The sequence below is a fragment of the Empedobacter sp. UBA6745 genome (assembly GCF_002453775.1).
Taxonomy (GTDB): Bacteria; Bacteroidota; Bacteroidia; order Flavobacteriales; family Weeksellaceae; genus Empedobacter; species Empedobacter falsenii_C.
Genome location: NZ_DKHL01000023.1, coordinates 12,880 through 37,146, shown reverse-complemented (window position 1 = coordinate 37,146; position 24,267 = coordinate 12,880). Strand labels below are relative to the sequence as shown.

The 24,267-nt window shown below is 31.1% G+C and carries 19 protein-coding genes; 12 read left to right on the top strand and 7 right to left on the bottom strand.

The annotated features are described in order from the left end of the window. On the top strand, positions 1 to 1,060 hold a 1,060-nt coding region (locus tag B4H69_RS07425), incomplete at its 5' end, for a DUF389 domain-containing protein (protein ID WP_291093356.1). A 243-nt stretch (positions 1,061 to 1,303) separates the two neighbouring features. Here B4H69_RS07425 and B4H69_RS07420 read toward each other — a convergent pair. The 3 genes from B4H69_RS07420 to B4H69_RS07410 form a co-directional block, all read right to left on the bottom strand. Further along, the gene (locus B4H69_RS07420) at positions 1,304 to 1,999 is read right to left on the bottom strand and encodes an AraC family transcriptional regulator (RefSeq protein ID WP_291093353.1); all 696 of its coding nucleotides are present in this window, start codon (positions 1,997 to 1,999) and stop codon (positions 1,304 to 1,306) included. Positions 2,000 to 2,234: 235 nt separating this feature from the next. After that, positions 2,235 to 2,882, bottom strand: a complete 648-nt coding sequence (locus tag B4H69_RS07415) for a DUF6266 family protein (RefSeq protein ID WP_280046400.1) — start codon at positions 2,880 to 2,882, stop codon at positions 2,235 to 2,237. A gap of 1,794 nt (positions 2,883 to 4,676) precedes the next feature. Continuing rightward, entirely contained in the window at positions 4,677 to 4,871 is a 195-nt protein-coding gene (locus tag B4H69_RS07410) for a hypothetical protein (RefSeq protein WP_291093348.1), read from the bottom strand. A 492-nt stretch (positions 4,872 to 5,363) separates the two neighbouring features. On the opposite strand from B4H69_RS07410, the gene B4H69_RS07405 reads away from it, so the two are divergent. The 3 genes from B4H69_RS07405 to B4H69_RS07395 all read left to right on the top strand — a co-directional run bounded on the left by B4H69_RS07405 (position 5,364) and on the right by B4H69_RS07395 (position 9,145). Then, positions 5,364 to 5,768 (top strand): DUF5675 family protein, encoded by a 405-nt coding sequence (locus B4H69_RS07405; protein WP_180904520.1) that lies wholly within the window; start codon positions 5,364 to 5,366, stop codon positions 5,766 to 5,768. Continuing rightward, complete coding sequence (locus B4H69_RS07400) at positions 5,765 to 6,013, top strand: hypothetical protein (protein ID WP_180904519.1); 249 nt, start codon at positions 5,765 to 5,767, stop codon at positions 6,011 to 6,013. Before B4H69_RS07405 ends, B4H69_RS07400 begins: the two co-directional genes overlap by 4 nt. A gap of 513 nt (positions 6,014 to 6,526) precedes the next feature. After that, a complete protein-coding gene (locus tag B4H69_RS07395; RefSeq protein ID WP_291093343.1) occupies positions 6,527 to 9,145 on the top strand; it encodes a copper-transporting P-type ATPase in 2,619 nt (872 codons plus the stop codon). A 244-nt stretch (positions 9,146 to 9,389) separates the two neighbouring features. Here the strand turns inward: B4H69_RS07395 and B4H69_RS07390 are convergent, their stop codons facing one another. Next, the gene (locus tag B4H69_RS07390; protein ID WP_180904517.1) at positions 9,390 to 11,723 is read right to left on the bottom strand and encodes a TonB-dependent receptor; all 2,334 of its coding nucleotides are present in this window, start codon (positions 11,721 to 11,723) and stop codon (positions 9,390 to 9,392) included. 482 nt (positions 11,724 to 12,205) lie between these two features. Here B4H69_RS07390 and B4H69_RS07385 point away from each other — a divergent pair, with 482 nt between their 5' ends. Next, on the top strand, positions 12,206 to 13,051 hold the full coding sequence (locus B4H69_RS07385) for a hypothetical protein (RefSeq protein WP_180904516.1): 846 nt from the start codon (positions 12,206 to 12,208) through the stop codon (positions 13,049 to 13,051). 60 nt (positions 13,052 to 13,111) lie between these two features. Beyond that, positions 13,112 to 13,993: a hypothetical protein gene (locus B4H69_RS07380; protein ID WP_180904515.1), complete on the top strand. Its 882-nt coding sequence runs from the start codon at positions 13,112 to 13,114 to the stop codon at positions 13,991 to 13,993. Positions 13,994 to 14,155: 162 nt separating this feature from the next. Here B4H69_RS07380 and B4H69_RS07375 read toward each other — a convergent pair whose 3' ends face one another. Continuing rightward, the gene (locus B4H69_RS07375; protein WP_180904514.1) at positions 14,156 to 15,706 is read right to left on the bottom strand and encodes a tetratricopeptide repeat protein; all 1,551 of its coding nucleotides are present in this window, start codon (positions 15,704 to 15,706) and stop codon (positions 14,156 to 14,158) included. Positions 15,707 to 16,005: 299 nt separating this feature from the next. Here B4H69_RS07375 and B4H69_RS07370 point away from each other — a divergent pair, with 299 nt between their 5' ends. The 4 genes from B4H69_RS07370 to B4H69_RS07355 all read left to right on the top strand — a co-directional run bounded on the left by B4H69_RS07370 (position 16,006) and on the right by B4H69_RS07355 (position 18,652). Then, a complete protein-coding gene (locus tag B4H69_RS07370) occupies positions 16,006 to 17,373 on the top strand; it encodes a hypothetical protein (RefSeq protein WP_180904513.1) in 1,368 nt (455 codons plus the stop codon). A 118-nt stretch (positions 17,374 to 17,491) separates the two neighbouring features. After that, complete coding sequence (locus tag B4H69_RS07365; protein WP_349679659.1) at positions 17,492 to 17,794, top strand: helix-turn-helix domain-containing protein; 303 nt, start codon at positions 17,492 to 17,494, stop codon at positions 17,792 to 17,794. Further along, entirely contained in the window at positions 17,770 to 18,105 is a 336-nt protein-coding gene (locus B4H69_RS07360; protein WP_180904511.1) for a helix-turn-helix domain-containing protein, read from the top strand. Before B4H69_RS07365 ends, B4H69_RS07360 begins: the two co-directional genes overlap by 25 nt. A 91-nt stretch (positions 18,106 to 18,196) precedes the next feature. Then, positions 18,197 to 18,652, top strand: a complete 456-nt coding sequence (locus tag B4H69_RS07355; protein WP_180904510.1) for a DUF4442 domain-containing protein — start codon at positions 18,197 to 18,199, stop codon at positions 18,650 to 18,652. A gap of 17 nt (positions 18,653 to 18,669) precedes the next feature. Here B4H69_RS07355 and B4H69_RS07350 read toward each other — a convergent pair whose 3' ends face one another. After that, the gene (locus B4H69_RS07350) at positions 18,670 to 20,151 is read right to left on the bottom strand and encodes a PLP-dependent aminotransferase family protein (protein ID WP_180904509.1); all 1,482 of its coding nucleotides are present in this window, start codon (positions 20,149 to 20,151) and stop codon (positions 18,670 to 18,672) included. A gap of 87 nt (positions 20,152 to 20,238) precedes the next feature. Here B4H69_RS07350 and B4H69_RS07345 point away from each other — a divergent pair, with 87 nt between their 5' ends. Continuing rightward, positions 20,239 to 22,098 carry a TonB-dependent receptor plug domain-containing protein gene (locus B4H69_RS07345; RefSeq protein ID WP_180904508.1) on the top strand — a complete coding sequence of 620 codons (1,860 nt, stop codon included), beginning with the start codon at positions 20,239 to 20,241 and terminating at the stop codon, positions 22,096 to 22,098. Positions 22,099 to 22,224: 126 nt separating this feature from the next. After that, a complete protein-coding gene (locus tag B4H69_RS07340) occupies positions 22,225 to 23,211 on the top strand; it encodes a lipoate--protein ligase (protein WP_180904507.1) in 987 nt (328 codons plus the stop codon). A gap of 38 nt (positions 23,212 to 23,249) precedes the next feature. On the opposite strand, the gene B4H69_RS07335 is transcribed toward B4H69_RS07340, so the two are convergent. Then, complete coding sequence (locus B4H69_RS07335) at positions 23,250 to 24,188, bottom strand: hypothetical protein (protein WP_180904506.1); 939 nt, start codon at positions 24,186 to 24,188, stop codon at positions 23,250 to 23,252. Positions 24,189 to 24,267 lie beyond the last annotated feature (79 nt).

Here is a 24,267-nt window from a genome sequence, read left to right as displayed (position 1 = left end):
TGGTTTTGCATTAGCTACTTATGATTTTACCCTATTAAAGCGATCTACTAAGAATTTGTTTATTGCAACATTAGCTGGATTGGTAGTTTCGTGTTTATATTTTTATTTAAGCCCATTTAAAGAAGTAGAGTCAGAAATATTAGCCAGAACATCGCCTACAATTTATGATGTCCTAATTGCTTTTTTTGGAGGTGTCGTAGGAGCTATATCAATAACAAGAATTGAGAAAGGTAACCCAATACCAGGGGTAGCAATAGCTACTGCATTAATGCCACCATTGTGTACAGCAGGTTTTGGTTTAGCAACTCTCAACTTTAAGTTTTTAGCGGGTGCATTATATTTATATAGTATAAATTGTTTTTTTATTGCCTTATCTACATTTTTGGTATTGAAGTATTTGAAATATAAGCCAATACAAACCCAAAATCCTGCACTAGACAAAAAAGTACGACTAACTATAACTGTTTTGATGTCTTTATTAATTTTACCTAGCTTCTATCTAGCCTATAATCTATTACAAGAAAAAAGATATACACAAAACGTAAATACATTTATCCAAAAAGAGTTTCAGTTGAAAGGTAAAACTATTATTTATAAAAATGTAAACTTTAGATCAAATCCAAAGCGTATTGAACTTGCATTTTTAACAGAGAAATATGATAGTTTACAAATAAAAGAATTTAATAATAAGCTAGCGGATTTTGGTTTAGAAAATACAACTTTAGTTGTTCGACAAAATAATAGTGATTTAAAACAAGAAATATTAAGTGAAATAAATAAAAATCAGCTAAACGTAACAGAAAAAGATTTACAAATACAACAATTAAAAACACAAATAGAGCAAAAAAAAATTGGAGATGCTACTACTGAACGTGAAATAAAATCCTTGTTTCCTTCAATACGTTATGTTTATTTTGGGGTTATTCAACATTATAGTGATAGTTTAGAAGCAAAACCAATAGTGATTTATCATTCAGAACAAGAAATTGATGAAAATCTATTGTATAACTGGTTGAAAATAAAATTAAAGAGTGATAATTTAGCATTGATTAAAGAATAATATTTACTTTTCTATTCTAAAAAGATTGATTTAGAAGATGTTACAATATTTTATATAATAAGGTTATTTATAATCTTACTAATCCTATTTTGCTGAACGATATAATAATACGAATTCTTAAGTTAAATTTTTTTAATGTTTATTCTTATATTGAATTACTTCAAAACCTTTTTTCTCGATACAAAACTCTTTGAGAGTTTCACTCGAAATGATGGGTTTATTGATAAATCGTTTAATTTTTTTTTAGACAATTAATCGAGGAATTTCTTTTAAAGGGATTTGATGTTTAGCAAATACACGTTTTAAGGTATTGTAAGTGGAGAAACCACTATTTATAGCAATGTATTTTAGAGGCGTATTGGTAAACATAATCAGTTCTAAGGCTTTCAACATTTTTATTTTTTTCTCGTATTCCGAAAAAGAGCAGTTGAAATAGTAGTTGAATCCTTTTTGAATTTCATAGTAAGTAAATTCCGTATCTGCTGCAAAAGTATATAGTGTTTGATTTTTTTGAAGGCATTCTTTGTAAATTAATTTGAGTTTTTGAATGGGAATATGATAAAACTTTTTCCAGTTTCCCTTTAATTCTTGACTTTTGACTTGTATCGAAACACAGTAATAAGTAAATTCATTTTGTTTATGTCGGTGGACAAAACCAGCTAGATGATGATAGCCTTGTGATAAACCTGAAATATCAATAAGAAAAGGAAAGTATTGGTTTTGATTATAGTTGATTTGTCTGTTGTTTTTTAATAGTTTACAAATAGCTTCTAAGTCAACATCAAAATCTATGAATAGAGTTGGAGGACGAGGACATTCGCAGAGATCATTGAAGTAAAAGATTAATTGCGGAATAAACAAAAGTTGTGATTTATAATCTTGTATCGAAAACAAATTGATTTTTTGAATAAAGCCAAATGCATATTCTATCATTTGCATATATTGTTTGTTTAGAATATCTTGTTTTACCTCGACTTGTGGTTCAATTTTCTTGATTACATCCCCATATCGATGAATAAAAAAATTTAGGTACTTGATATATTCTTCATATACTTCAATTTTCATACGCTTAAAAATTAAAATTGAAAATGGTTGTAGTAAAGATGTATTTGTCTAATATACAATAAATTATAATATAAACAAAATTCCCCCTTAAAAAAGGGGGAGTAATTGATTAAAGTACAGTTATTTGACCTAAATAAATAGAAGGTGAAGCTTCTTGTTTTATTGTAGATAGAAAGCTCATCCAAATATGGATATCTGTACCTTGAAACTTTGGAAGAAATTGTAGTACATAGGATTCTTCGGATCGTTTTACAGTTGTCTGAACAACAATTGATTGTGCTTTTGTACTACCATCTTCTGCATACAGAATGACTAAGGTGTCATTTTGATCTAAAAGTTCTGTTGCATTATTAGACCATGTTATTGTAGCCGATAATGGATCGTCTGCTGTAACATTTACAGGTTGAGGTTCTAGTAAACTACCCTTTGTAAATTGAATAGCATCATATTCAATAGAAAAGGTTAAAGTATCCATATTACAAGGCATGGATTGTAATAAATTTGCCATGGCTTGATTATAAGGCGATTTTAAACCAGATCTTTTTCCGTAATAGGTTTTAGCCAATGTTTTGTACCCTTGTATAAATTGTACAGCAAAATTGAATCTGTCTTTTATAATTTGTTGTTTTGGTGTTGATATACGGTTTGATTTTCGTGGACGCATACGAGATATTTCATGCCCTTCGATATTTGAAACAACAATTCGTCCTGTACGTCCTCGAGTACCCGACAAAAGAGAATCTGTAATTTTTCCCATTTTTAATAGATTTTAAATTAAACTTTATTTGACTTGGTTCAGCAACAGTTCGAAATTATGATCAATGATTTGAAGATGTTGATTTATGGTTATCCATGAACGAAATTGGTTGATGATGAAGGGGATTGGCGAGCGTAGAAAGTAAATAGTAGATGTTAGATGTTTTAGAGTTGTATTATGTAAAATGTAAAAAGTAGTATGTTTTTTTTAGTTTAAGACTAAAGATGAGATAGAGGATTAGATGTTAGATATTAGTATTGAGGGGTTGTAGAATGTAGTTTGTAAAAAGTATTACGTATTAAAAATCCAATTGTCAAGCTGAATTACCCTTCGGTTTCGCTCAGGGTACTAGATTCGTCAGTCAGAGTGACGTTTGCAAAACGTTGTATCGAAGACTTAGACGATAAATATACAAAATCAAGGAGATAATTTCCTTCTTGAAAGGAGTTAGTGGAGCTTAGGTACATATGTTCATTTTTACCTTGACGCAAAAACGAACCAAAAACGTCAAGTCTGTGCTTACAAGTCGGTCAATAACGACTATTCGCTAAATGCTTTAAATCATTCGCATGTAAAATGCGAACAGTAAATCATTTTTAACGCTCTTTACGCCGAATTGACGCTCGACTTTTCAGCAATGACGGTTTTGGAATTCGTTGTTAAAAATGAATTTGAATATTAAAAAAAGAGTTAAAAATCCGACGATTTAGAATCGAAATGCAATTCAACTCTAAATTATTGGAATAAAAAAGTTGGAGTGTCTGAGTGGAGCGAGTTGCCAACTTTATGGAAATAATTTATTTAAAATACCTGAGCCATATCATGGCTCCTCCTTTTAATTTCAAATTCTTAATTTCAAATGTTTTTTTGGATGAGCTACCTGAAGACATATGAATACCGATAATTAGAATACATAAGCTATGAATAAAAAAAGTGACAAAAGATTTCTCGATACCTCGAAATGACATATTGAATGTGATTCTGAGACAAGCTAAGAATGACAAAATCCGTAAAACGTTAAGCCTAGAACATAAACGTAACAAAAACCTATGTTTTTATTGTGGTTAGAGAAATTAAGTGTTAAAAAGTGTTAAATTCCTGTATCGGTGTATATCGAAAATGACACTTTTCTGTATCGGTTGTGTATCCGCTCTGTATCCATTCTGTATCCATTGTATATCCGTTCTGTATGGTTTGTTCGGTGTTCGTGTATCGATATGTAGATATTAGTATTGAGATATTAGAATTGTATTATGTAGTATGTAAAATGTACAAAGTAGATGTTAGAGATGAGATATTAGTATTGAGAGAGGAGGTGAAATGCGAACATTTTTAGTAGAGAGGTTTACAGCCTTGTCTTTTTGGTTACTTTTTAGTCAAGTAAAAAGTGACATTAAAAAAAAGGAATACCTGAGCCACACAGTGGCTCCTCCTCTTAATCTCAAATGTTGTTAAAAGAGAATTTGAATTAAAAAAGAGAAATAAACTATTTATTTCTCTTTTGTTATTTATTTGACTAAATGTGTTAGAATACCTCTGATAATATCGTGTTGTAAGTAAAGGTTTCGCTTGCCTACTTGATACACGTTAAAATACTTTTTTAAGCAATACCTTCGTAAGGTGGATTTTGAAATTTGTAATAAGGTTGTTACTTGATGTTCTTCCATTAAAATGGAATCGCTGAATTGGATAATATTATTTTTCCAATCTTGTTCTAATTCATCTATTTTTTTGATAATAGAATTGAACCATTGAACCGAGAATATAGTTTTATCGTTCATAATTTTTTTGTTTTTAAATTGATTCTTGAAAATCGAGGGGATTAATGTTGTATACCTCACAGAATTCCCTTAGACTTAACATGTCTTCTTTTGATTTACCAACAGTGTTTTTGGCTTTTTGTAATAAACGAAGACTTTGTCTATAACTTCTTCCTGTAGCATTTTGTATGTCTTTTGCATAAATGATAATTCGTTTGTTTTTTTTCATATTTCATTTTTTTTTAGTTGTCGAATTAAATTAAATAGAACTTAATAGCTTGTTGTTCCTGATGGTTTTATTTGTTTAGTTTTTTTAGAAAATGATCTATTTTTCTAAAAATAATTGTTGTTGTATGACAAAAATGTATAAAAATGTTTTTCATTGATTATAAAAGACATATGGTTTGAAGTGATTTGTTTAATATGGAAATAGATTAGAATTTTATGAAAAGTTTATGCAGAAGTGGATGGGCGATTATTAAAATATCTAATGATATCTGTTGTTCCTTTTGAATTAAAATTTGTGAGTTCGAGTTATTTTTTGAAATTATACTTCGATAAACTCAGAACAAGCTTGAGAGAAATTTTACTCAAAATATATTTTTATTTATTAAAACCTTATTCTCGATACGAAATTCTATCAGAATTCCACTCGAATTGACGGTTTTATCAATTAAATAATCAAAATGAATAACCAGATAACAACTAAAAAAAATAGAAAATGGATTTAGTTTTAAAAAGAAAGTATTTATCTGACGGAACCAATGGACAACTTTGGTTACAGCAACAACTGATTTGCATGACAATTGAATTACCATGGAATGATAATTTGAAACGTAAATCATGTATTCCAGAAGGTAAATATCCACTTAAAAAACGTTTCAGTCAACGTTTTGGGTGGCATGTATGGATCGATTTGGTTCCGAATCGATCGTTAATTTTGTTTCATCCAGCGAATGATGCACTGAAGGAGCTGAATGGATGTATAGCTCCTGTTACTTCTCTGCAAGGAGAAGGAAAAGGTATTGACTCTCGTAAAGCATTTGAACGATTGAAAATGGTTGTTTATGAGTATTTACAGAGAGGTGAAGAGGTTTTTTTACACATTCAAAAACAAACGCTATGAATATAGTTGAACGTTTGCAATTACCAACACCCAAATTATTTCAACATATCCGAACAATAGGATTAGTCGCTGCCAGTATAGGTGGTGTATTGATTGCCGCTCCTGTTGTATTACCAACATTATTGGTACAGTTAGGTGGATATTTGGTTGTTACTGGTGGTGTTTTAACGGCTGTAAGTCAATTAACGGTTGATCATGATGCTGTTGATGAATCCGATTCCGCCACACGATCACACAAAATATAGTGTGATTTGCGGAACAATGTGCGGTATGTATGCAAGTATACAATGGCAAGATGTTATTTCAACAATTTTACTTTCGCTTGTAGGAGCGTTAAGTAGTTTTTGTTTATCGTTGCTGTTGCAGAAATTCAAAAATGAAAATTTGTTTTAATCTTTAGAGGCTACCCAAGTAATGGGTAGTTTTTTGTTGGGTAAAAAGTAGATATTAGTATTGAGACGGCTGTGAAATGTACAATGTAAAAATTATGATTTACAATGTTTTAGATGCTAAATAACGAATTATCAAGCTGATTTCATTTTATATGAATACAGAAAATAAAAATAGATAAGAGGTATTAAGGGTAATAATGAATCTGTAAATTATATACATTGTCTTCTAAATTGTGTAATCTTTTGATATAAAGTTATATGAAATTTGTAGAATAATATTTGTAAATTTAAGTGGAGTAAATCGCTCTTCATGTTGATAGAAGTACGATTGAAACACTAAAATCATCTAAAAAAAACTTTTTTTCTATGAAATATACTTGTCCCATGCATCCAGAGATTGCAAGTAATGAAGCTGGAAAATGTCCAAAATGCGGAATGTTTTTGATAGAAATTCCTGAAAATTCAGAAACACCAACAGCTGAAGTTCAATCAGCACAGGATTCAGAATCAAGTTCGCATAAAACAATGGAAAGTGATGCAGCTGAATACTATTGTCCGATGTATTGTGAAGGGGATAAGACCTACAATAAACAAGGTGATTGTCCGGTTTGTGGGATGCATTTGGTAAAAAAGGAAAAAGAGAATTCGGAAACGAAACCCAATGATAATCACGCTTCGTGTTCACATAAAACAGAAGAAATTAAAGAAACGTCAAAGCATGATCACGCGAGTTGTTCGCATGGTCAAGTTAAAGCACCTTTTGCAGCACTTCCTAAGAAAACAACTACTGGCGATGTGTATTATTGTCCGATGCATTGTGAAGGGGATAAAACCTACGATAAACCTGGTAACTGTCCGGTTTGTGGAATGCATTTAATAAAAGAAGAAAAATTGAGTTTAGCAAACGAATATACGTGTCCGATGCACCCCGAAATCATCAAAGATCAACCTGGTTTTTGCCCGATATGTGGGATGGATTTGATTCCTGTTGTACAAACCGATTCGGCTGATGATGTTTATCATCATACCCGAAAAATGTTTTGGATTTCTATGGTATTAACTGTTCCTATTTTTGTATTGGCAATGGGTGAAATGCTTCCAGGTAATCCAATTGGTAAAATTGTAAGTCCACAAGTATCAGCCTATATTCAGTTTGCGTTATGTTTACCAATTGTTTTTTATACATGTTGGTCATTTTTTCAACGTGCTTGGGTTTCTTTCAAAACATGGAATCTTAATATGTTTAGTTTAATTGGGTTGGGTGCTGGTGCAGGCTTTTTGTATTCGGTAGTGGGTTTATTTTTCCCATCTTTATTTCCTGCTGAGTTCAAAACGCATCATGGTCAGGTAGCTTTGTATTTTGAGTCGGTAGCGGTAATTTTAACTTTGGTGATGTTAGGACAAATGTTGGAAGCCAAAGCGCATTCTAAAACGAATTCTGCTTTAAAAGAGTTGATTAAATTATCTCCGAACGAAGCTTTTAGAATCGTTAATGGAAAAGAAGAAAAAGTAAGCATTGATCAGATTCAATTAAATGATATTTTACGTGTAAAACCAGGTGATAAAGTACCTGTAGATGGAATTGTGACCGAAGGTTTTGCAGATATTGACGAAAGTATGATTTCGGGAGAACCAATTCCTGTTTCAAAAACGATTGATGATGAAGTGGTGGCAGGAACCATCAACGGAAGTAAAATGTTCTTAATGAAGGCAACAAAAGTTGGAGGTGAAACTTTATTGGCTCAAATTATTGATATGGTCAATCAGGCAAGTAGAAGTCAGGCTCCAATTCAGAAAGTAGTCGATAAAATCTCCAAAATATTTGTTCCTACTGTGATGGTTATTGCGTTGATAACCTTTTTGGCATGGTGGATTTTTGGCAGCGAAAATCGTGTAGCTTTTGCCATTGCGAATGCATTGGCCGCGCTGATTGTGGCTTGTCCTTGTGCTCTTGGTTTGGCTACGCCTATGTCGGTGATGGTAGCAGTTGGTAAAGGTGCTAGAAATGGGGTTTTGGTGAAAAATGCTGAAGCTTTGGAACGATTGAATAACGTAACGACTTTAACAATTGACAAAACAGGAACGATTACTGAAGGAAAACCAGCGGTAGTGAATATTATTCCGTTTGAAGGATTGAATAAAAATGATGTCTTGCTATTGGCAGCAAGTATGAACCAAAACAGTGGACATCCATTGGCGCAATCTTTTGTTCATGCGGCAGAGAAAGAGAATTTAAACTTGCATTCTATTCGAAATTTTGAAGATATTGCTGGTAAAGGTGTGAAAGGAGAAGTGGATGGAAAAGAAGTGTATTTGGGTAATGAAGGGTTGATGACGTTTGCAGGTATGCAAGTGCCGAAAGTGGATAGTACGAATACGTTGTCTTTTTTGGGTGTAAATGGAAAAGTCTTGGCCGCGTTTGAAATTTCGGACGAAATAAAAGCATCGTCGAAAGAAGCGATTCAAAAAATAAAAGAACAAAAAGTAGATGTGATGATGCTGACGGGTGATAATGAGCAAACGGCTCAGAAAGTAGCCAATGAAGTTGGTATAGCACATTTTAAAGCGAAAGTATTGCCGCAAGATAAATTGAATACTATTAAAGATTTGCAGAGTAAACAACAAGTGGTTGCGATGGCTGGTGATGGAATTAATGATGCACCTGCATTAGCACAAGCTGATGTATCGATTGCAATGGGAACAGGAACTGATGTTGCCATAGAAAGTGCAGATATTACTTTGTTGAAAGGTGATTTGATTGGTGTGTATAAAAGTATTGTATTAAGTCATAAAATGATGCGAAACATCAAAGAGAATTTAGTTTTTGCATTTATTTATAATGCATTAGGTATACCTGTTGCAGCAGGATTATTGTATCCTTTTTTCGGAATTTTATTATCTCCAATGGTAGCTGCTGCTGCGATGAGTTTGAGTTCGGTATCGGTGATATTAAATGCTGCTCGATTGAATAGAGCTAGGATTTAGATTTTAGATCTGAGAATTGAGATGTAAAAAGTATTATGTATTAAGTCTTTTGTGATGGATTTGGGAATGTGGAGTTAAGATTTTAAAACGAGTTCAAAATGACAAAATTTGTTATCAAACTAGAATTTGAAATTAAAAAGATAAACTCTAGTGGAGCTTGGGTNNTTTTTCGATCCCTCGAAATGATAATGAGATGAGAATTTAAAACCTCTATTAAATAACAGAGGTTTTAAACTATATAAGATTATAAATCGAGTTTCAATCCAAGACTAGCAGTGGTACCACTACCTTTTATATAATATCTTCCGTCATTAGTAGCGCCTCTAACTTCGGCATGAATAGGGTAGTAGTCGGCATTGAATAAATTGTTAAAAGAAAGATTAAATGTTATATTCTTTAGCTTATAGCTTGTATATAAATCACATATTGTATAACCAGAAATAGGGTATTTACCATAGTTATATTGTGATTTATCAAAAACATCACGACCTGATAAATTCGTTAACTGAAAAAATACATTCCATTGGTCTGTAATTTTAGTGTCTAAGTTGAAAGATAACTTAAGTGGTGTAAGGATAGAATTATCTAATTTATCTTTAAATTCTCCTTCATTCTTCAAATCTTGACGACCATCCATATATCCCATTATTCCACCAACTTTCAACCATTTTATTGGTTTTACATTAACTACGGCTTCTAAACCGTATATACGTTGTGGAACTTGTGATAATTGATAATTTCCAGGAGCTCCAATTTCGGCGAAAGTTGTTCCGCGATCTGATGTGCTGTAATATCCTGTAAGTTGATAGTCTAATTTCCAGAAATTACCACTTATTCCAGCTTCGTAATTATTAACAGAGACTGGTTTAGGATCAATTGCATCTAAAGCAACATTATTTCGTAATACTAAACCGATATCTCCAATAGAATATCCTTGCGAAAAACTAACGAAAGGTTGTAAATAGCTAAGTTTATTATATCTGGCTGCGATATTGAAAACGAGTGCATTTGAATTATTTTTATCACCGGGTGTAAATTTATTTGCTTTAGTTAAATCACCAACTTTAAATCCTAAAAACTCATGACGTATTCCTGCTTTTACAATCCAGCGTTCGGCCAAGTTAAATTTTGATTGAATGTAATAAGCAAAACTATTTAAATCCATATCAGGAGTAACATGGCTTTTGTCTAATCCTAATTGAACGGCATGATCTTTCAGAAAATCAACCCCATAAATTAAGGTTACTTTACCTGCTTTTCCTAATTCAAAAGGTGTTGTAAAGTTTAAACGTGCTCCTTTATGATCAGAATAAATTTGATTATAGGTTTCGAAAACGGAATTCATATCTTCGTAATAAAGGACTGCATTTGCACTTGTTTTTCCAAATTCACCATCATAACGTAAACTTACATTTTTACTATACGGAGTACCTCCATTTGCAGGATTATCAGTAAGAACTGCTATCGAAGGACTTTCTCCAAAAATACCTTTTGTTCCTTCATACTTACTATCTTGCATACTACGGTAATAATTTCCCATTAACTCGATATGGTGATTGTCACTTATCTGGTATCCAATTTTAAGCAAGGCATTATAACTTTTAGTTTCTCCTATACCATAAAATGGACTATTTATTTCACCATCGGCCGATCTAACCACTCCTGTATTCGCTATTTTGCCTTGAAGCAAATAAGTAAATTTATCTAATTTTCCTGAAAATACTTGTGAAATATTATATCCAAAAGTTTCCTTAGGATTGACTAAGCTTAATGTATTATTGAAATAAGTTGACGAATTAATTTTCTTCTTGTTATTTGCTTTTTTTGTAATGTAATTTACAATTCCACCTGCAGCACCATTTCCGTACATAGAAGACGCGCCTTGTATGACTTCTATATGGTCAATAGCAGAAGCATCTATTGATCTTAAATCTCGACCTCCATTTCGTAAAGGTGTAGATTGTGGAATACCATCGATTAACACAAGAAAATTACGACCTCTAATTTTACCAATAAAATTATTTTGACTTTCTTCACTAGGAGAAATACTAGGAACTTTTTGCATCAAAATATTGGGTAAATTATCATTAATTTGGGATTGTATCTGCATGTCTTTAGCAGAAATATATGTTAATGTAGAAGGAACTTCGTCAATACTTTCGGGCATTCTACTGGCAGTTACAACGACTTCTTTTAACTGATTATCTGTTTTTAATACAATTGATAATGTTGCATTTGTTTGATCAGTAATTGTAACGTCCTGAATTATTTCGTTGTAATTGAAATGATTGATTGTTAGTTCATAAGTTCCTTTTTCAATATCTGTAAAGACAAAAGTTCCATCCGAACTGGTTTTTGTTTTCATTCCATTAGATAACGAAACATAGGCATCTGCAATAGGAGATCCGTCCTCTGTTACTACATAACCATGAATCTCACCTGTTTCTTGGTCATAATTTATTGTGTTTTCCCAATATATTTCGTTTAGATTAGTAACTTTTGCATCAACTTGATTGACCATTAGTACAAGTAAGAATGCTTTTCCTACTGTTTTTAACGAGTAATATTTTTTTCTCATGTGTTCTATTGAGTAAATATTATTTATTTAGACTAATTATTAATAAGTCAAAAATAAATAAATCTCAAAAAACAATGAAGGATTAAACGGTTTATTTTGATTCTATTTGGAGGAGAACTTTTTAAATCAGTAGAATTCTTTTCTCTAATTCATCAAGCTATATTTTTTGATGTATGATCTATTGAGTAAAATGCATTATGTGCAACAAAATATTGATTGGATTTTGAAGAGAAATTTCATTCATTTTCCAATCAAATTAGGATGACTGACTAAAATTTAATGATTATAAATTAATATTTTACGAGTAAAATTAGTTTAATTAATCGTTTAAAGATTTAAATTTACAGACCGAAAACTTTTTACTAACCCAAATTCTTATTTTCTATTTAGACTACGTCTCTAAATTTTTGCAAGTACTACGCTAAATTTTAATTGAATTATACTTCAATTATCATAAATAATCTTAATGCAAATTATTTAAAATGAAAAAAATACTCTTTACTCTTTACATGTTATTTAGTTTTATTACCACCATTGCTCAAGTTGGAATTAATACCTTAACACCCAATTCAACTCTTTCTATAGAAGGTTCTATTGAAAAGGGCTATAGTGAAACTAAAACTAGTTTAACACTTAATAATTCTAACTATTATGTAAGTTATACAGGTACTGAAGCAGGAATCCTGACATTACCCGTTATAGGAAACGACGCAACAGCTTATACAGGAAGACTGTATAAGATTAAGAACTTATCAAATTATAATTTGACCGTTATTCCTTCTTCTGGCAATACTATAAGAAGTGAGAATGTACCTGTAGCTTCCTTTCTTCTTTCACCAGGAGCATATATAGAAATAATAAACAATGCAAATACTTCTAATGGTACATGGGATTTATCTTTTTTAGGAGAATCTATCTCTAGTAATGTAGAAGTTTATGGTAATCAACTCTATATACCTCCTCATGCTACGTTTACTGCTGATTTTGCTTCGCATAACAATTCTTCATACGATTCTAAAGACAAAGATTGGTGGGTAATTAGTAAAACTTCAACTGCATCAGTAGCTAATCAAACAACAGCCCGAATGGTGATCGTGTATGAATATCAAGGAAAACCTTTTGAACTTGATAATATGTATTGTATTTTGTCAACAGGCAATAACAGTAATCTTCCAGATATTTTTACCCCATCTTTTGTTTCTTTAAAAAATGATGGAACTGATGGAAAAACAAGATTAAGTATTTCTGTAGCTAGAATCGATAATCAGGTGAATTCATGGCAAGAGACCTTTCTCTTAAATTTTTTATTAGCAAAAAAAACATATTAAACAATATAAAGGAATCTTTAGATTCTATCAACACTACCAATTATTTCTAAAATAATAAAAATGAAAAAAATTATCTTATTCACTACATCTATTTTATTTCCTAGCGTTTTTTTATTTTCTCAAGTAGGGATAAACACACAAAGTCCAAATTCTACATTATCTATTGAAGGTTCTTTTGAAGCAAATTATCGCGAAGTAAAAACGACAACCACATTAACCAATTTAGACTATTATGTTAGCTATACAGGGAATACTATTGCAACTTTTACACTTCCTGTAGTAGAAAGTGGTACAAAATCATTTTCTGGGAGAATTTACAAAATAAAAAATTTATCTACGAATAATCTCACGTTAACAGCTGCTACAGGAAATACGTTAAGAAGTACAAGTATAGCTATTGATAACTTTATTATTCCGCTTGGATGCTTTGTTGAGGTTGTAAATAATACAAATACTTCTGGTGGAACTTGGGACCTTTCTTTCATTGGTAAACCAGTCAATACAAATGTGGAAATATATGGAACACATTTATACATTCCTCCGCATGGAAGCTCAGTTGCCTCTAGTACTGATAAAGCTGATTTTACAAATCATGCGATAACAAAATATGATACTCCATCTACAAATACTGATGCTGGATGGTGGCTTGTGAATAAAACATCTACAAGCGTAAATACATCTAGCAAAACAAATAGTAGAATGTTATTGGTCTATGAATATCGAGGAAAAGCTTTCAATATTGATAATATGTATCCTATTATTACCGCTGGGAATGATCAAAGTTACCCAGATGTTTTTACTCCATCTTTTGTTAAATTAGAAAATGTAAATAATAAAACTAGGTTAACTATTTCTGTTCGACGCTCTGATGATTATTCGAGCTCTAGTAATTGGGCTGGGACTTTCTTGATGAATATCTTATTAGCTAGAAAAACAAATTAAGATTTATCGTAATACCAATAAAAAGCATCTATATCTTCTGATATAGATGCTTTAAGTTATTAATAATCTGTATTCTGTTCATTATTTGGATTAATTGAAATACGTATGATTATTTTTTTCCTTGATTGAACAAGTGTACACTTGTTTTGCTGATAAGATTAATTAGTTCAAGTTTCGAATAAAGGTGTCTAAATCAATCTCTTTTGATAAATTGAGTTTTTGTTTTAAGCGGTATTTAGTTACACTCACTGTTTTAGGATCTACACTGAGAATAGATGCAATCTGAGAATTATCCATATTCATGTAGATATATGCTGCGTATTTGATATCGAGATTGGTTAATTTAGTTGTCGTCATCTCATTTAATTTCTTGAAAAAATTAGGATGCACTTCTTTTACAATATCATGAATATTGGTTAAATCTTTATCAATAATTAGTTCGTTTTTTAAGTAATTGTTCAAATTAAATTCTTGATTTTTTTTTAAATTTTCTTTTAATTCTTCTAAAAATTTATTCTTTTGTTCTAATTGAATCGTTGTTGCCAAAACTTGTTTCTGATAATGTTCTTGTTTTAAATCAGAAATCTCTTTCTCCATTTTTAGTTTTTGCTTTTCTGATTCGAGTAATTTAGTTTTTTGTTTGGCTTGTTTTTTATGGTTGTAAATTATATAAACTAATAAAACGATACTAAAAGTTGTAATAACAATTAATAAAAGGTAATATTTTCTTTTCTGCTCATAGGTTTTCTGTAATGCTAATTTCTCATCATTATATATCAGAGAAGACGCATTATATACTGTTTCGTTATTTAACCTATTGTTTAATTTAGTGCTTAATTTTTTTTCGAAATAATAGACCGAACTATCCGTTTTGTTGAGTTTTGCATATGCCATCCCTAGTAATTCATCTGAAGTATAAAAAGTTGTACTTGAATTATTTTTTAAAGTATTGATAGCTTTTTGATATTCATTTGTTTTGATGTAATACAAACCTTTTACTCCACTTAAACCTCCTTTAATTGTCAAATACATACGTTTTTCTTGAATAAAATGAATATTGTTTTCAGCAATATTCAGGTATTTTTGAGCGGAATCGATTTTATTCGTTATGAGATAAATCTCTGCAATATTAATACTTGTACCTACTTTATGCATTGTATCTAAGGAATTAAAATTTTTATAATAATTTGATAATGCGTAGTCGTATTTTTCAAGAAGGAAGTTAATATTCGCAATATTAATATTAGATCTGTCAATATATTTTTTGGCTTCCTTTTTCCTTTTTAATTTTTCTGCATATTCTATTACTTTTCTGAATTTTTTTTCAGCTTCATCATAGGAATGTGCTTGAAATAAAATAAGTGCTTTTAAGAATGTAATTTTAACCATTAATTCTGGATTGTCTTGAGCATTTTGTTCAGCTAAGAAAATATATTGGCTTCCTTCATAAGGCATAGATAATTCGTAATAACAATTGGCAGCTTGTAAATAAGCTTCTGATAAACCTTTTGTATAATTTACTTCTTTTCCTTTTTCTATAATTTTCTTGTAAGACGTAAGTGCCTTATTTATTTCTCCTTTTTCATACAACTCTTTTGCTTGATTATTTAAGTTATCGATTTCAGCTATAGAATTGGGTTTATTTTTAATGTCTTGTCCAGATAATAAAATTGATTGTATTAAAACAAAAATAAAAAATAGGTATTTATGCATGTTGATTGGTTTTAACAGGTAGGTATTAGTACGAGAGTATTACAAATATAGTAATAAGTAAAAACTTCATTCATTTTATTTCTTTTTAAAAATATTATTTAAATAATTGGTATATAATTAAATACAATTATTTGTATAGATAATGTATAGGTGGTTTTTTGCTTTGTATAGGTTTTATAGTTGTAAAAATGCAGTGCGAAATTTTTTGAAAATTGAATTTTGTCAAAAGAAAATGATCAACCAAAAATCAATCTATTCTACTCCTTTAGAAATTTCAAAAACAATCAAAATTAAAACCTATGATTAAAAAATTATTTACAATTTCATTAGTACTTATTTCTATTTCGTCTTATTCACAAGTAGGAATTAATACATCAAATCCGCAAGGATTATTGAATGTTGATGGTAAATCATCAACCGCAACTACAAATCCTTTGACAGGAACTCCGACTCCTAAACAAATGGAAGATGATTTTATTGTGACACAATCTGGCGCAACAGGCATAGGAACTACACCTAATCCATATGCGATGCTTGATATTTCATCTAAAAATAAAGGAATGCTGGTCCCAAGAGTTGATTTAACTTCAAATACAATGGATCTTAATTCAGATGGAGATAATGATATTTCTAATCAACCTCAAGGATTATTTATTTATAATACAGGAGCGACTATTCCGAAAGGTTATTACTTTTGGAATGGAAATGAATGGAGAAGCATTGAAGATAATACTTCTGTAAAAGGATCTGCAACAGTAAATTGTATTGCTTCTACAATTGATCCTTCTCAATCTATTGATGGGAATACTCCAAAGCCCATTATTTCAGGAAGTATAATTAAAGTGCCTTATTCTGGAGGTAATGGAGGTAAGTTTGTAGGGGCTTCATTTACTTCGGTTGGTAATCCAAACATTACTGCAACTATAGCCGATGGTAAATTGGAACATGGTTCTGGGTATCTTGTTTTTGCCATTCAAGGGATGCCCAATGCATCACAATCTTCACCAATTGGAATTTCATTTGATTTAACTCCGTTTTTTGCAGCAAATACAGATATAAAAGGTTGTAAAGATGTAACTGTTGGTACCCAAGTAAATGCAGATTACAAAATTGTAGCTGTGATGGATTATATGAAGTTTGTAACAGATCCAGATACTGGCACTAAAGGATTTACTGTGGATGCGACTACTCCAGATGGACTTTATACGATAAAAGTCTTTATGAGACATTCACTTCAGACTGCAGCTGCAACATCCACTAATAATACAACTTCTACTGCTAGTGGTGTTGAGAATAATGTCTTATTAAGAAATAACAGTAATGAAGGTAAAGTACTTATGTGGAATTATTCAACTTTTTATGGAGGGCAAATAACTGATGCAGGAGGTAATTTAAAAGTTCCGTCTAAAACTCCAGGAGGAGGGACAGGAAATACATGGAGAACCTTGACACCTACAGGTTCTACAGGAGCGTGGGGAGACCAAGGAATCTACAATGCTAATAGTGGAGGTCCAGAATATAGATATTATTCGTGGATAGACACATCTTCTATAACAAAGGTTGCATACATAGTAACTGTTATGGCGGGTATGGATCCTACAGCTAACATTACTGATGTAACAAAACAAAAAGTTTTTATTCGTATAGAACAAATTACAGGACAATAATAAAAATGAACTACAAAGACTTTCATATAGGAAATCTAATTGAACTTTTGGTTGCTGAACTATTGACTTACCTCGTATCTGTAACTTTCTAAAATGTAATGAAACTGAAGTTTTGGAAATGTATCAATCAAAAAGTATCAATACAGATAATTTATTAAGATGGAGTAAACTCTTACAATATGATTTCTTTAGGCTTTATACTCAACATCTTATTTTATTTTCTCCAAAAAATTATGATTCAACGAAATCTGATGAATTATCAACAGTACCTCAATTCCGAAAAAATATTTATACAAAAGAGATCATAAATTTTATTTTAGAACGAATAGAAAAAGGTAAAATGACAAAAACTCAAGTTATCGAAGAATACAAAATACCCAAAACTACCTTATACAAATGGATCAACAAATACCAAAAATAACACCTAACTACAAACAAATATACTTTGATCTAGTGGTGGAGAAGTTTCCAACTAAATTAAAATTTGTGAAAAATTTTTTAGAAAAAGAAAGTTTTTCATCACTAGATATTATACGTGTAAACAAGATTATTTTTAATACTTCGTACAATATTGATCATGAAAATCAAAAACATAGAGCCTATGAAAAATCAGATATTATATATATGTTGAATTATCAAGAAGAGCATAAGTTATCCAATTCAACTGTTGCCAAACATTTTAAAGTAAGTAGAAATTCAATTAGTAAATGGAAAAAGATGTTGAATTTATAGGAATACTTAAAATCTGTTTTAATTATAGTTCTCTATTTCAAGATTTATTTTTATATTGGATTTTCAATAAAATCACAAGTATCATATAAATATGAACAAAGAACTTTTTAAAAATATATTGACAACTCAAATTCCGATTGCATGGATTGCGGGTGTTCGTTTGGAATCGTGGGAAGAAAATAAAGTTTCGACACGAGTAAAATATGGATTCCTTAATCAAAATCCATTCAAAAGTATGTTTTGGGCAGTGCAAGGAATGGCGGCAGAGTTTTCTTCAGGTTTGATGGCAAATGCTAAGATTTCGAAATCAGGAGAAGATATTTCGATGTTGGTTTTGGGAATGCAATCGAAGTATTTGAAAAAAGCTATTGGTAAAATTGTGTTTACTTGCGAAGATGGAGAAAAAATAGATGCGGCTATAAAAGAAGCGATTGAAACCAAGAAAGGTATATCACTAAATGTGACAAGTAGAGGCGTAGATGAAGAAGGAGATGTTGTTTCAGAATTTCAATTTACGTGGACATTCAAGTTGAGAGATAAAAAATAAAATATAAAAGCTGAAATTTATTCAGCTTTTTTTATGATTTCTTGTTTCAAAATTGAAATTACTTCATCTATTTCTTCAAAATTTAGATGAGCAAATCCAAGACGAATTCCAGTTTGATGTTGGGTTTGATATAAAATTGTTTGCGGAATAAACAATTCATTTTTTGCACAATTTCGTTTTAATTCCATCAAATTTATAGGTTGATTAAAATTAATCCAAACCGCTAAACCTCCATTTGGACTCGTAAAACTGATTAGATCGTTTAATTCCGTTTTTAATTTATGACAAAAATAATCACGGCGTTCTCGATAAGTTTTACGATGTTTTTTTAGAATTCGATTAATTTCACCTTCGCTAATCATTTCACCTAAAACTTGCTCGATAAATGGATCAACTTGCTGATCAAGAATAGACAAATGTTTCTTCGCTTCGAGAATTAGATTTTTCGGTGCGACAATAAATCCAATTCGATAACCTGGTGCAAGATAATGACCAAATTTTCCTGTGTAAACAACCATTCCATTTTGATCCGAACTTGCCAAAGGTAAAATAGGATGATTGCTGTAATGGAAATCAAAATCGTAATCATCTTCTACAATTGCAAACCCAAATTCCTGCGAAAGTTGCAGTAATTCAACTCTTCTTTGCGAACTTAGCGTAACCGTTGTTGGATAATGGTGATGGGGTGTAACATATACAATTCGTATTGGAAATTGCTCGCATAATTTTCTTAAATCATCGGTGTCAATTCCAAATTCATCCGTTTTTATTTGTTTGATTTTAGCAAATTGGGTCTGAAAAATCATGTTACTTTTATAATAACTTAAATTTGCGACAGCAACAACATCATTTTGTTTTAGTAGAATTTCAGCAATCAGAAAAAGTGAAATTTCTGAACTTCTCGTTACCAAAATATTCTCTTTCGAAATATGTAAACCTCGTGTCAAGTTGAGATAATTTGCTAAATTCTTTAAAAAGTACTCATTTTTGGACTGATTTACCTTCGAAATTGACGTTTTTCGTTTTAAAATAGCTGAATATAATTTAGCAGGAAGTTTTAGTTCTGCTAACCGATGATCGATTATTCCATCGGTTAAATATAATCGTTGATTAAAATTTTCGTATGGATTATCCAAAAGTATCGATTGTTCAAATTGAAAACCCGTTTTATCAGGATACAAATTGATTGAAAATTGTTTTGGAACAATGGTTTTTTGAAATTTTTGAGAAGTTTGACTTAACACATAACTTCCTTTATTTGGAACGATTTCTATCCAACCTTGAGCTTCAAGTTCCTGAAAACTATTGACAATTGTATTGCGATGAAGCGTTAAAATCTCACTTAATTGCCTCGTTCCAAGTAATTTTGTTCCAGTTGGAATATAGCCTAATTGTATAGCTTTAGCCAGTTGATTCGCTAATTGAAGATAAATCGGTGTATCCGAATTGCGTTCGATTTTGATAAAACTTTTGTATGGTATTTCAGCCGGACTATTCATTATCTGTAAACTGGTATATTATGATAGGTCGGAAAGGTACTACTTTCGCATCAGATTTAACTCAATTAATTAAATAATTAGTCAAAAATGAAGAAGATTACTATGGTATTGTGTTTAGCTGCACAAAGTATTTTTGCACAAAATGCGAATGATACCATTGCAATAGGTGAAGTTTCTATTTTAGATAACCGTCTGAATACGCCACTTTCTAAAGAAAATAGAAACATTTATGTGTTAAGTAAATCAGAAATAAACAAATTACCTGCACGTTCTTTACAGGATGTGTTGCAGTATGCATCTGGAATAGACTTGCGTCAACGAGGACCGTTTGGAACGCAAGCTGATATTTCGATGGATGGCGGAAGTTTTGAGCAAACATTGATTTTGTTGAATGGAGTAAAAATTATGGATCATCAAACGGCTCATAATGCGTTAAATCTTCCCATTCCTCTAGAAGCGATTGACAGAATTGAAGTGGTACGTGGTCCGGCTGCTCGTGTTTACGGAAATAATAGTTTGACAGGTGTTATTAATATTGTCACGCGTCAACCAAAGAAAACGGGCGTTTATGCGAATACCTATTTTGGAACAAATTTTAAGAAAGATACCGAAGATACAGGCGATACCTACACTAGTAGAGGTGTGCAGCTTGGTGCGAATTTGGCAAAAGAAACGCATCAACATCAGTTGTATGTGAGCCATGATTGGGGAAATGGATACCGATACAATACGGCTTACGAGAACAATAAATTATATTATCAAGGAAACTTTCAGTTTGATGATGCCAATAGTTTAGTTGCTTCGTATGGTTATGTAAAAAATGGATTTGGAGCAAATGGTTTTTATGCTTCACCGGGTGATAAAAATTCGAAAGAATTGATTGAAACAACATTAGTTAACATTCAATCTAAGCATCAATTATCGAATCGAATTACGTTAGCACCACGAGTGAGTTATCGTTACAATTTCGATGATTATCGCTATTATAAAAATGATTTGAGCAAAGCTCGTTCTCTGCATTATTCAAATTCTATTTCGGGAGAAGTGAATTCTACGTATCAATTGAATAAAGGGCAAATTGGAGTAGGAGCTGAATACCGAAATGAGCAAATTTCGTCCACAAGTATCAAAAATCATACTCGCGATAATATTGGATTTTATGCGGAATATAAAACGGATATTACACCAAAATTGAATGTAAATGTCGGAACGTATGTTAACTATAATTCGCAATATGGTTGGCAAGCATTTCCGGGAATTGATGCTAGTTATGCGGTAAATTCGAACTTGAAATTGATGGTAAATGCAGGGACAAGTCAGCGAATTCCTTCGTTTACAGATTTATATTTAGATCAGCGACCAGGAAATATAGGAAATGCAAATGTAGAATCTGAGAAGGCTTTTCAAACCGAAATTGGATTCAAATACAACAAGAGAAATTGGACGTTTAATGCCTATTATTTTTATCGTTCGATCACAGATTTTATCGATTGGGTACGTTTAACATCTAACGAACCTTGGGAAGCGCAAAACTTTGGAGACTTGAGAACGAATGGATTTAATACGAAGATTTCGTACTTAGCAAATCTTTCTGCGAATCAAAATTTGAAGTTTTCTTTGAGCTATTCTTATCTTGATCCTGAGTTTAAAAATGTGGATGATCAATACAATTCTAAATATAAAATAGAAAGTTTAAAACATCAGCTAATCAATACAATAGATTACACAATCGGAAGAACTACTTTAAGTTTTGCAAATCGTTATAATACACGTCAATCGTATAAATCTTATTGGATTACTGATGCAAGAATTAATCATTCATTCAAAAATAATTTGAGTATTTATTTTGATGCGCAAAACATTTTTAACACAACATATAACGAAGCTGGAGCAATTCCGTTACCAACAACTTGGATGAGTTTAGGAGTCAAATTTACAGGAATTTAGATGATGACAAACATTTAAAATTCTCTTTAATAGTTTATATTATAAATGCGGTGAGACAACTTTTTTAGGAAAGTTGTCTCTTTTTGATTCCATAAATTTCTTCCTAACTTTGCAAAAATAATTTGTATGATTATCATCGATTCGCCATCTCACGATGCGTATTTCAATATAGCTTTAGAAGAATATTTATTGTACCATTATCCAACGGAAGATATTTTTTTGTTGTACATCAATGCACCGTCAATAATTGTTGGGAAATTTCAGAATACATTGGCCGAAATTAATTTGGATTATGTGACCGAAAATAACATCAAAGTTGTTCGTCGTATGTCGGGTGGTGGAGCTGTTTATCACGATTTAGGGAATCTAAATTTTTCTTTCCATACCTTATTGGGACAGAATGATTTTATGGATTTTTCGACTTTTACAGAACCTGTAGTCAAATTATTAAACGATCTGAATGTTCCTGCAAAATTGGAGGGAAGAAACGATTTGTTGGTTGATGGTAAAAAGTTTAGTGGAAATGCGAAATTGGCTCGTAATGGCAAAATGATTCAACACGGAACGATCCTTTTTAATTCGGATATGTCTGTTTTAGGCGATGCATTAAAAATTAATCCCTTAAAATATGTGGATAAAGCCATAAAATCTAATCGCGCGCGTGTGATTAATTTGATTGAATATTTTCCAAATGAAATGACGACGGATGAACTGAAAGCTTTGTTGATTGATGAACTGTTAGCAACAAATGAAGGAGCAACAATTTATCATTTAACAACCGAAGATTTGAATGGTGTAGCGAAATTGATTGAAGAAAAATACCAAACATGGGATTGGAATTTTGGTTTTTCACCGAAATATAATTTCAAAAATGCGAAGAAAATTCCAGCAGGTTTTATCGAAGTTCATTTGGATGTTGAGCGAGGCGGAACAATAGAAAAAGCTAAAATATTTGGCGATTTCTTTGCTTCAGAACCGATAGAAGTATTAGAAAATAAACTAGTTGGTGTAAAACATAACGACAAAGAGATTGCAAAAGTTCTGAATTCTGTTGATGTAACAGATTATTTTGGAAAGGTTACAATAGACGAGATTTTAGAATTATTTCGATAAAATGATAAGCCAAATTTCTTAGGAAGTTTGGCTTATTTTTATAAAACTTCAATCAATAATCGTGCTCTGTCATAAGGCGTTTCCCAAAATCGTCTAATTGTTGTTACTAAGTTTTTTCGCTTTGTTAACGCATCATCATAGGAGTCTTCTGTGAAGATATCAACATCTGTTGATTCTACTGAAATCGAAATATTTTCAACTTGATCTTCGAAATAATTGTCATTTTTTAGTTCTCGTAAAACGTCTAAACAAAGTAAATCCAAAGCTTTTTTATTCGTTAAGTTAGATTCTTGTTTTAGAAAACTAAAATCCAATTTTCCTTGATATTTTGATGTTTTTGCATTAAACAAGTCATCATAATTGATGTTCTCAGAATCTGTTTTGGTTTTAAAATCATTGAAACTTCCACCAGAAACATTGTAATTTCCATTTTTATCGGTTGAAATTATAACAGAATACAATTGATCGTCATTTTCTGCTGCTTCATTAATTAGTGTATTCAAACTATCTATTAATGCAGTTGTAATTTCAGTTTTACGTTCTAACAAGACTTTAAATGAAGACTCAGTGTTTTGTAGCGCATCAAAATCTGGTAAATCGAACGTTGAAATGGCTTCATGTAACATCTGTTTAAAAGTGGTTTTAAGATCAATCAAAAGGTCATCTTCTAACAAATAAAGTTGTTGCGTTCCGGTATGTGTAACAATTAAATTTTCGGCATATTCATCACCAATTGCAATGAAATTAGTATGTCCAAGTTCTTGAATGAGTTCATTTTGCTCCACAAAATCATCTTCTTCATTAAAAATGCTCCAAAATACATTTTCATTGAAACCGAAGTATTTAAGATATTCTTTGAAAAAATCGGGGATTTTAGAATTCAACTGATCTTCTAATTCATTGATTTTGACTTTTTCGAGTCCTAAATTATCTTCAAAATAGCCTTGTTTTTTTAATTTTTTGATTAATTCTTTCATCGTTTATAGTGTTTATTTAGTTATATTAGAGATCGTAGAAGAAAGTGAAATTTGTCTTGAGAGTTACTCAACCAAATAA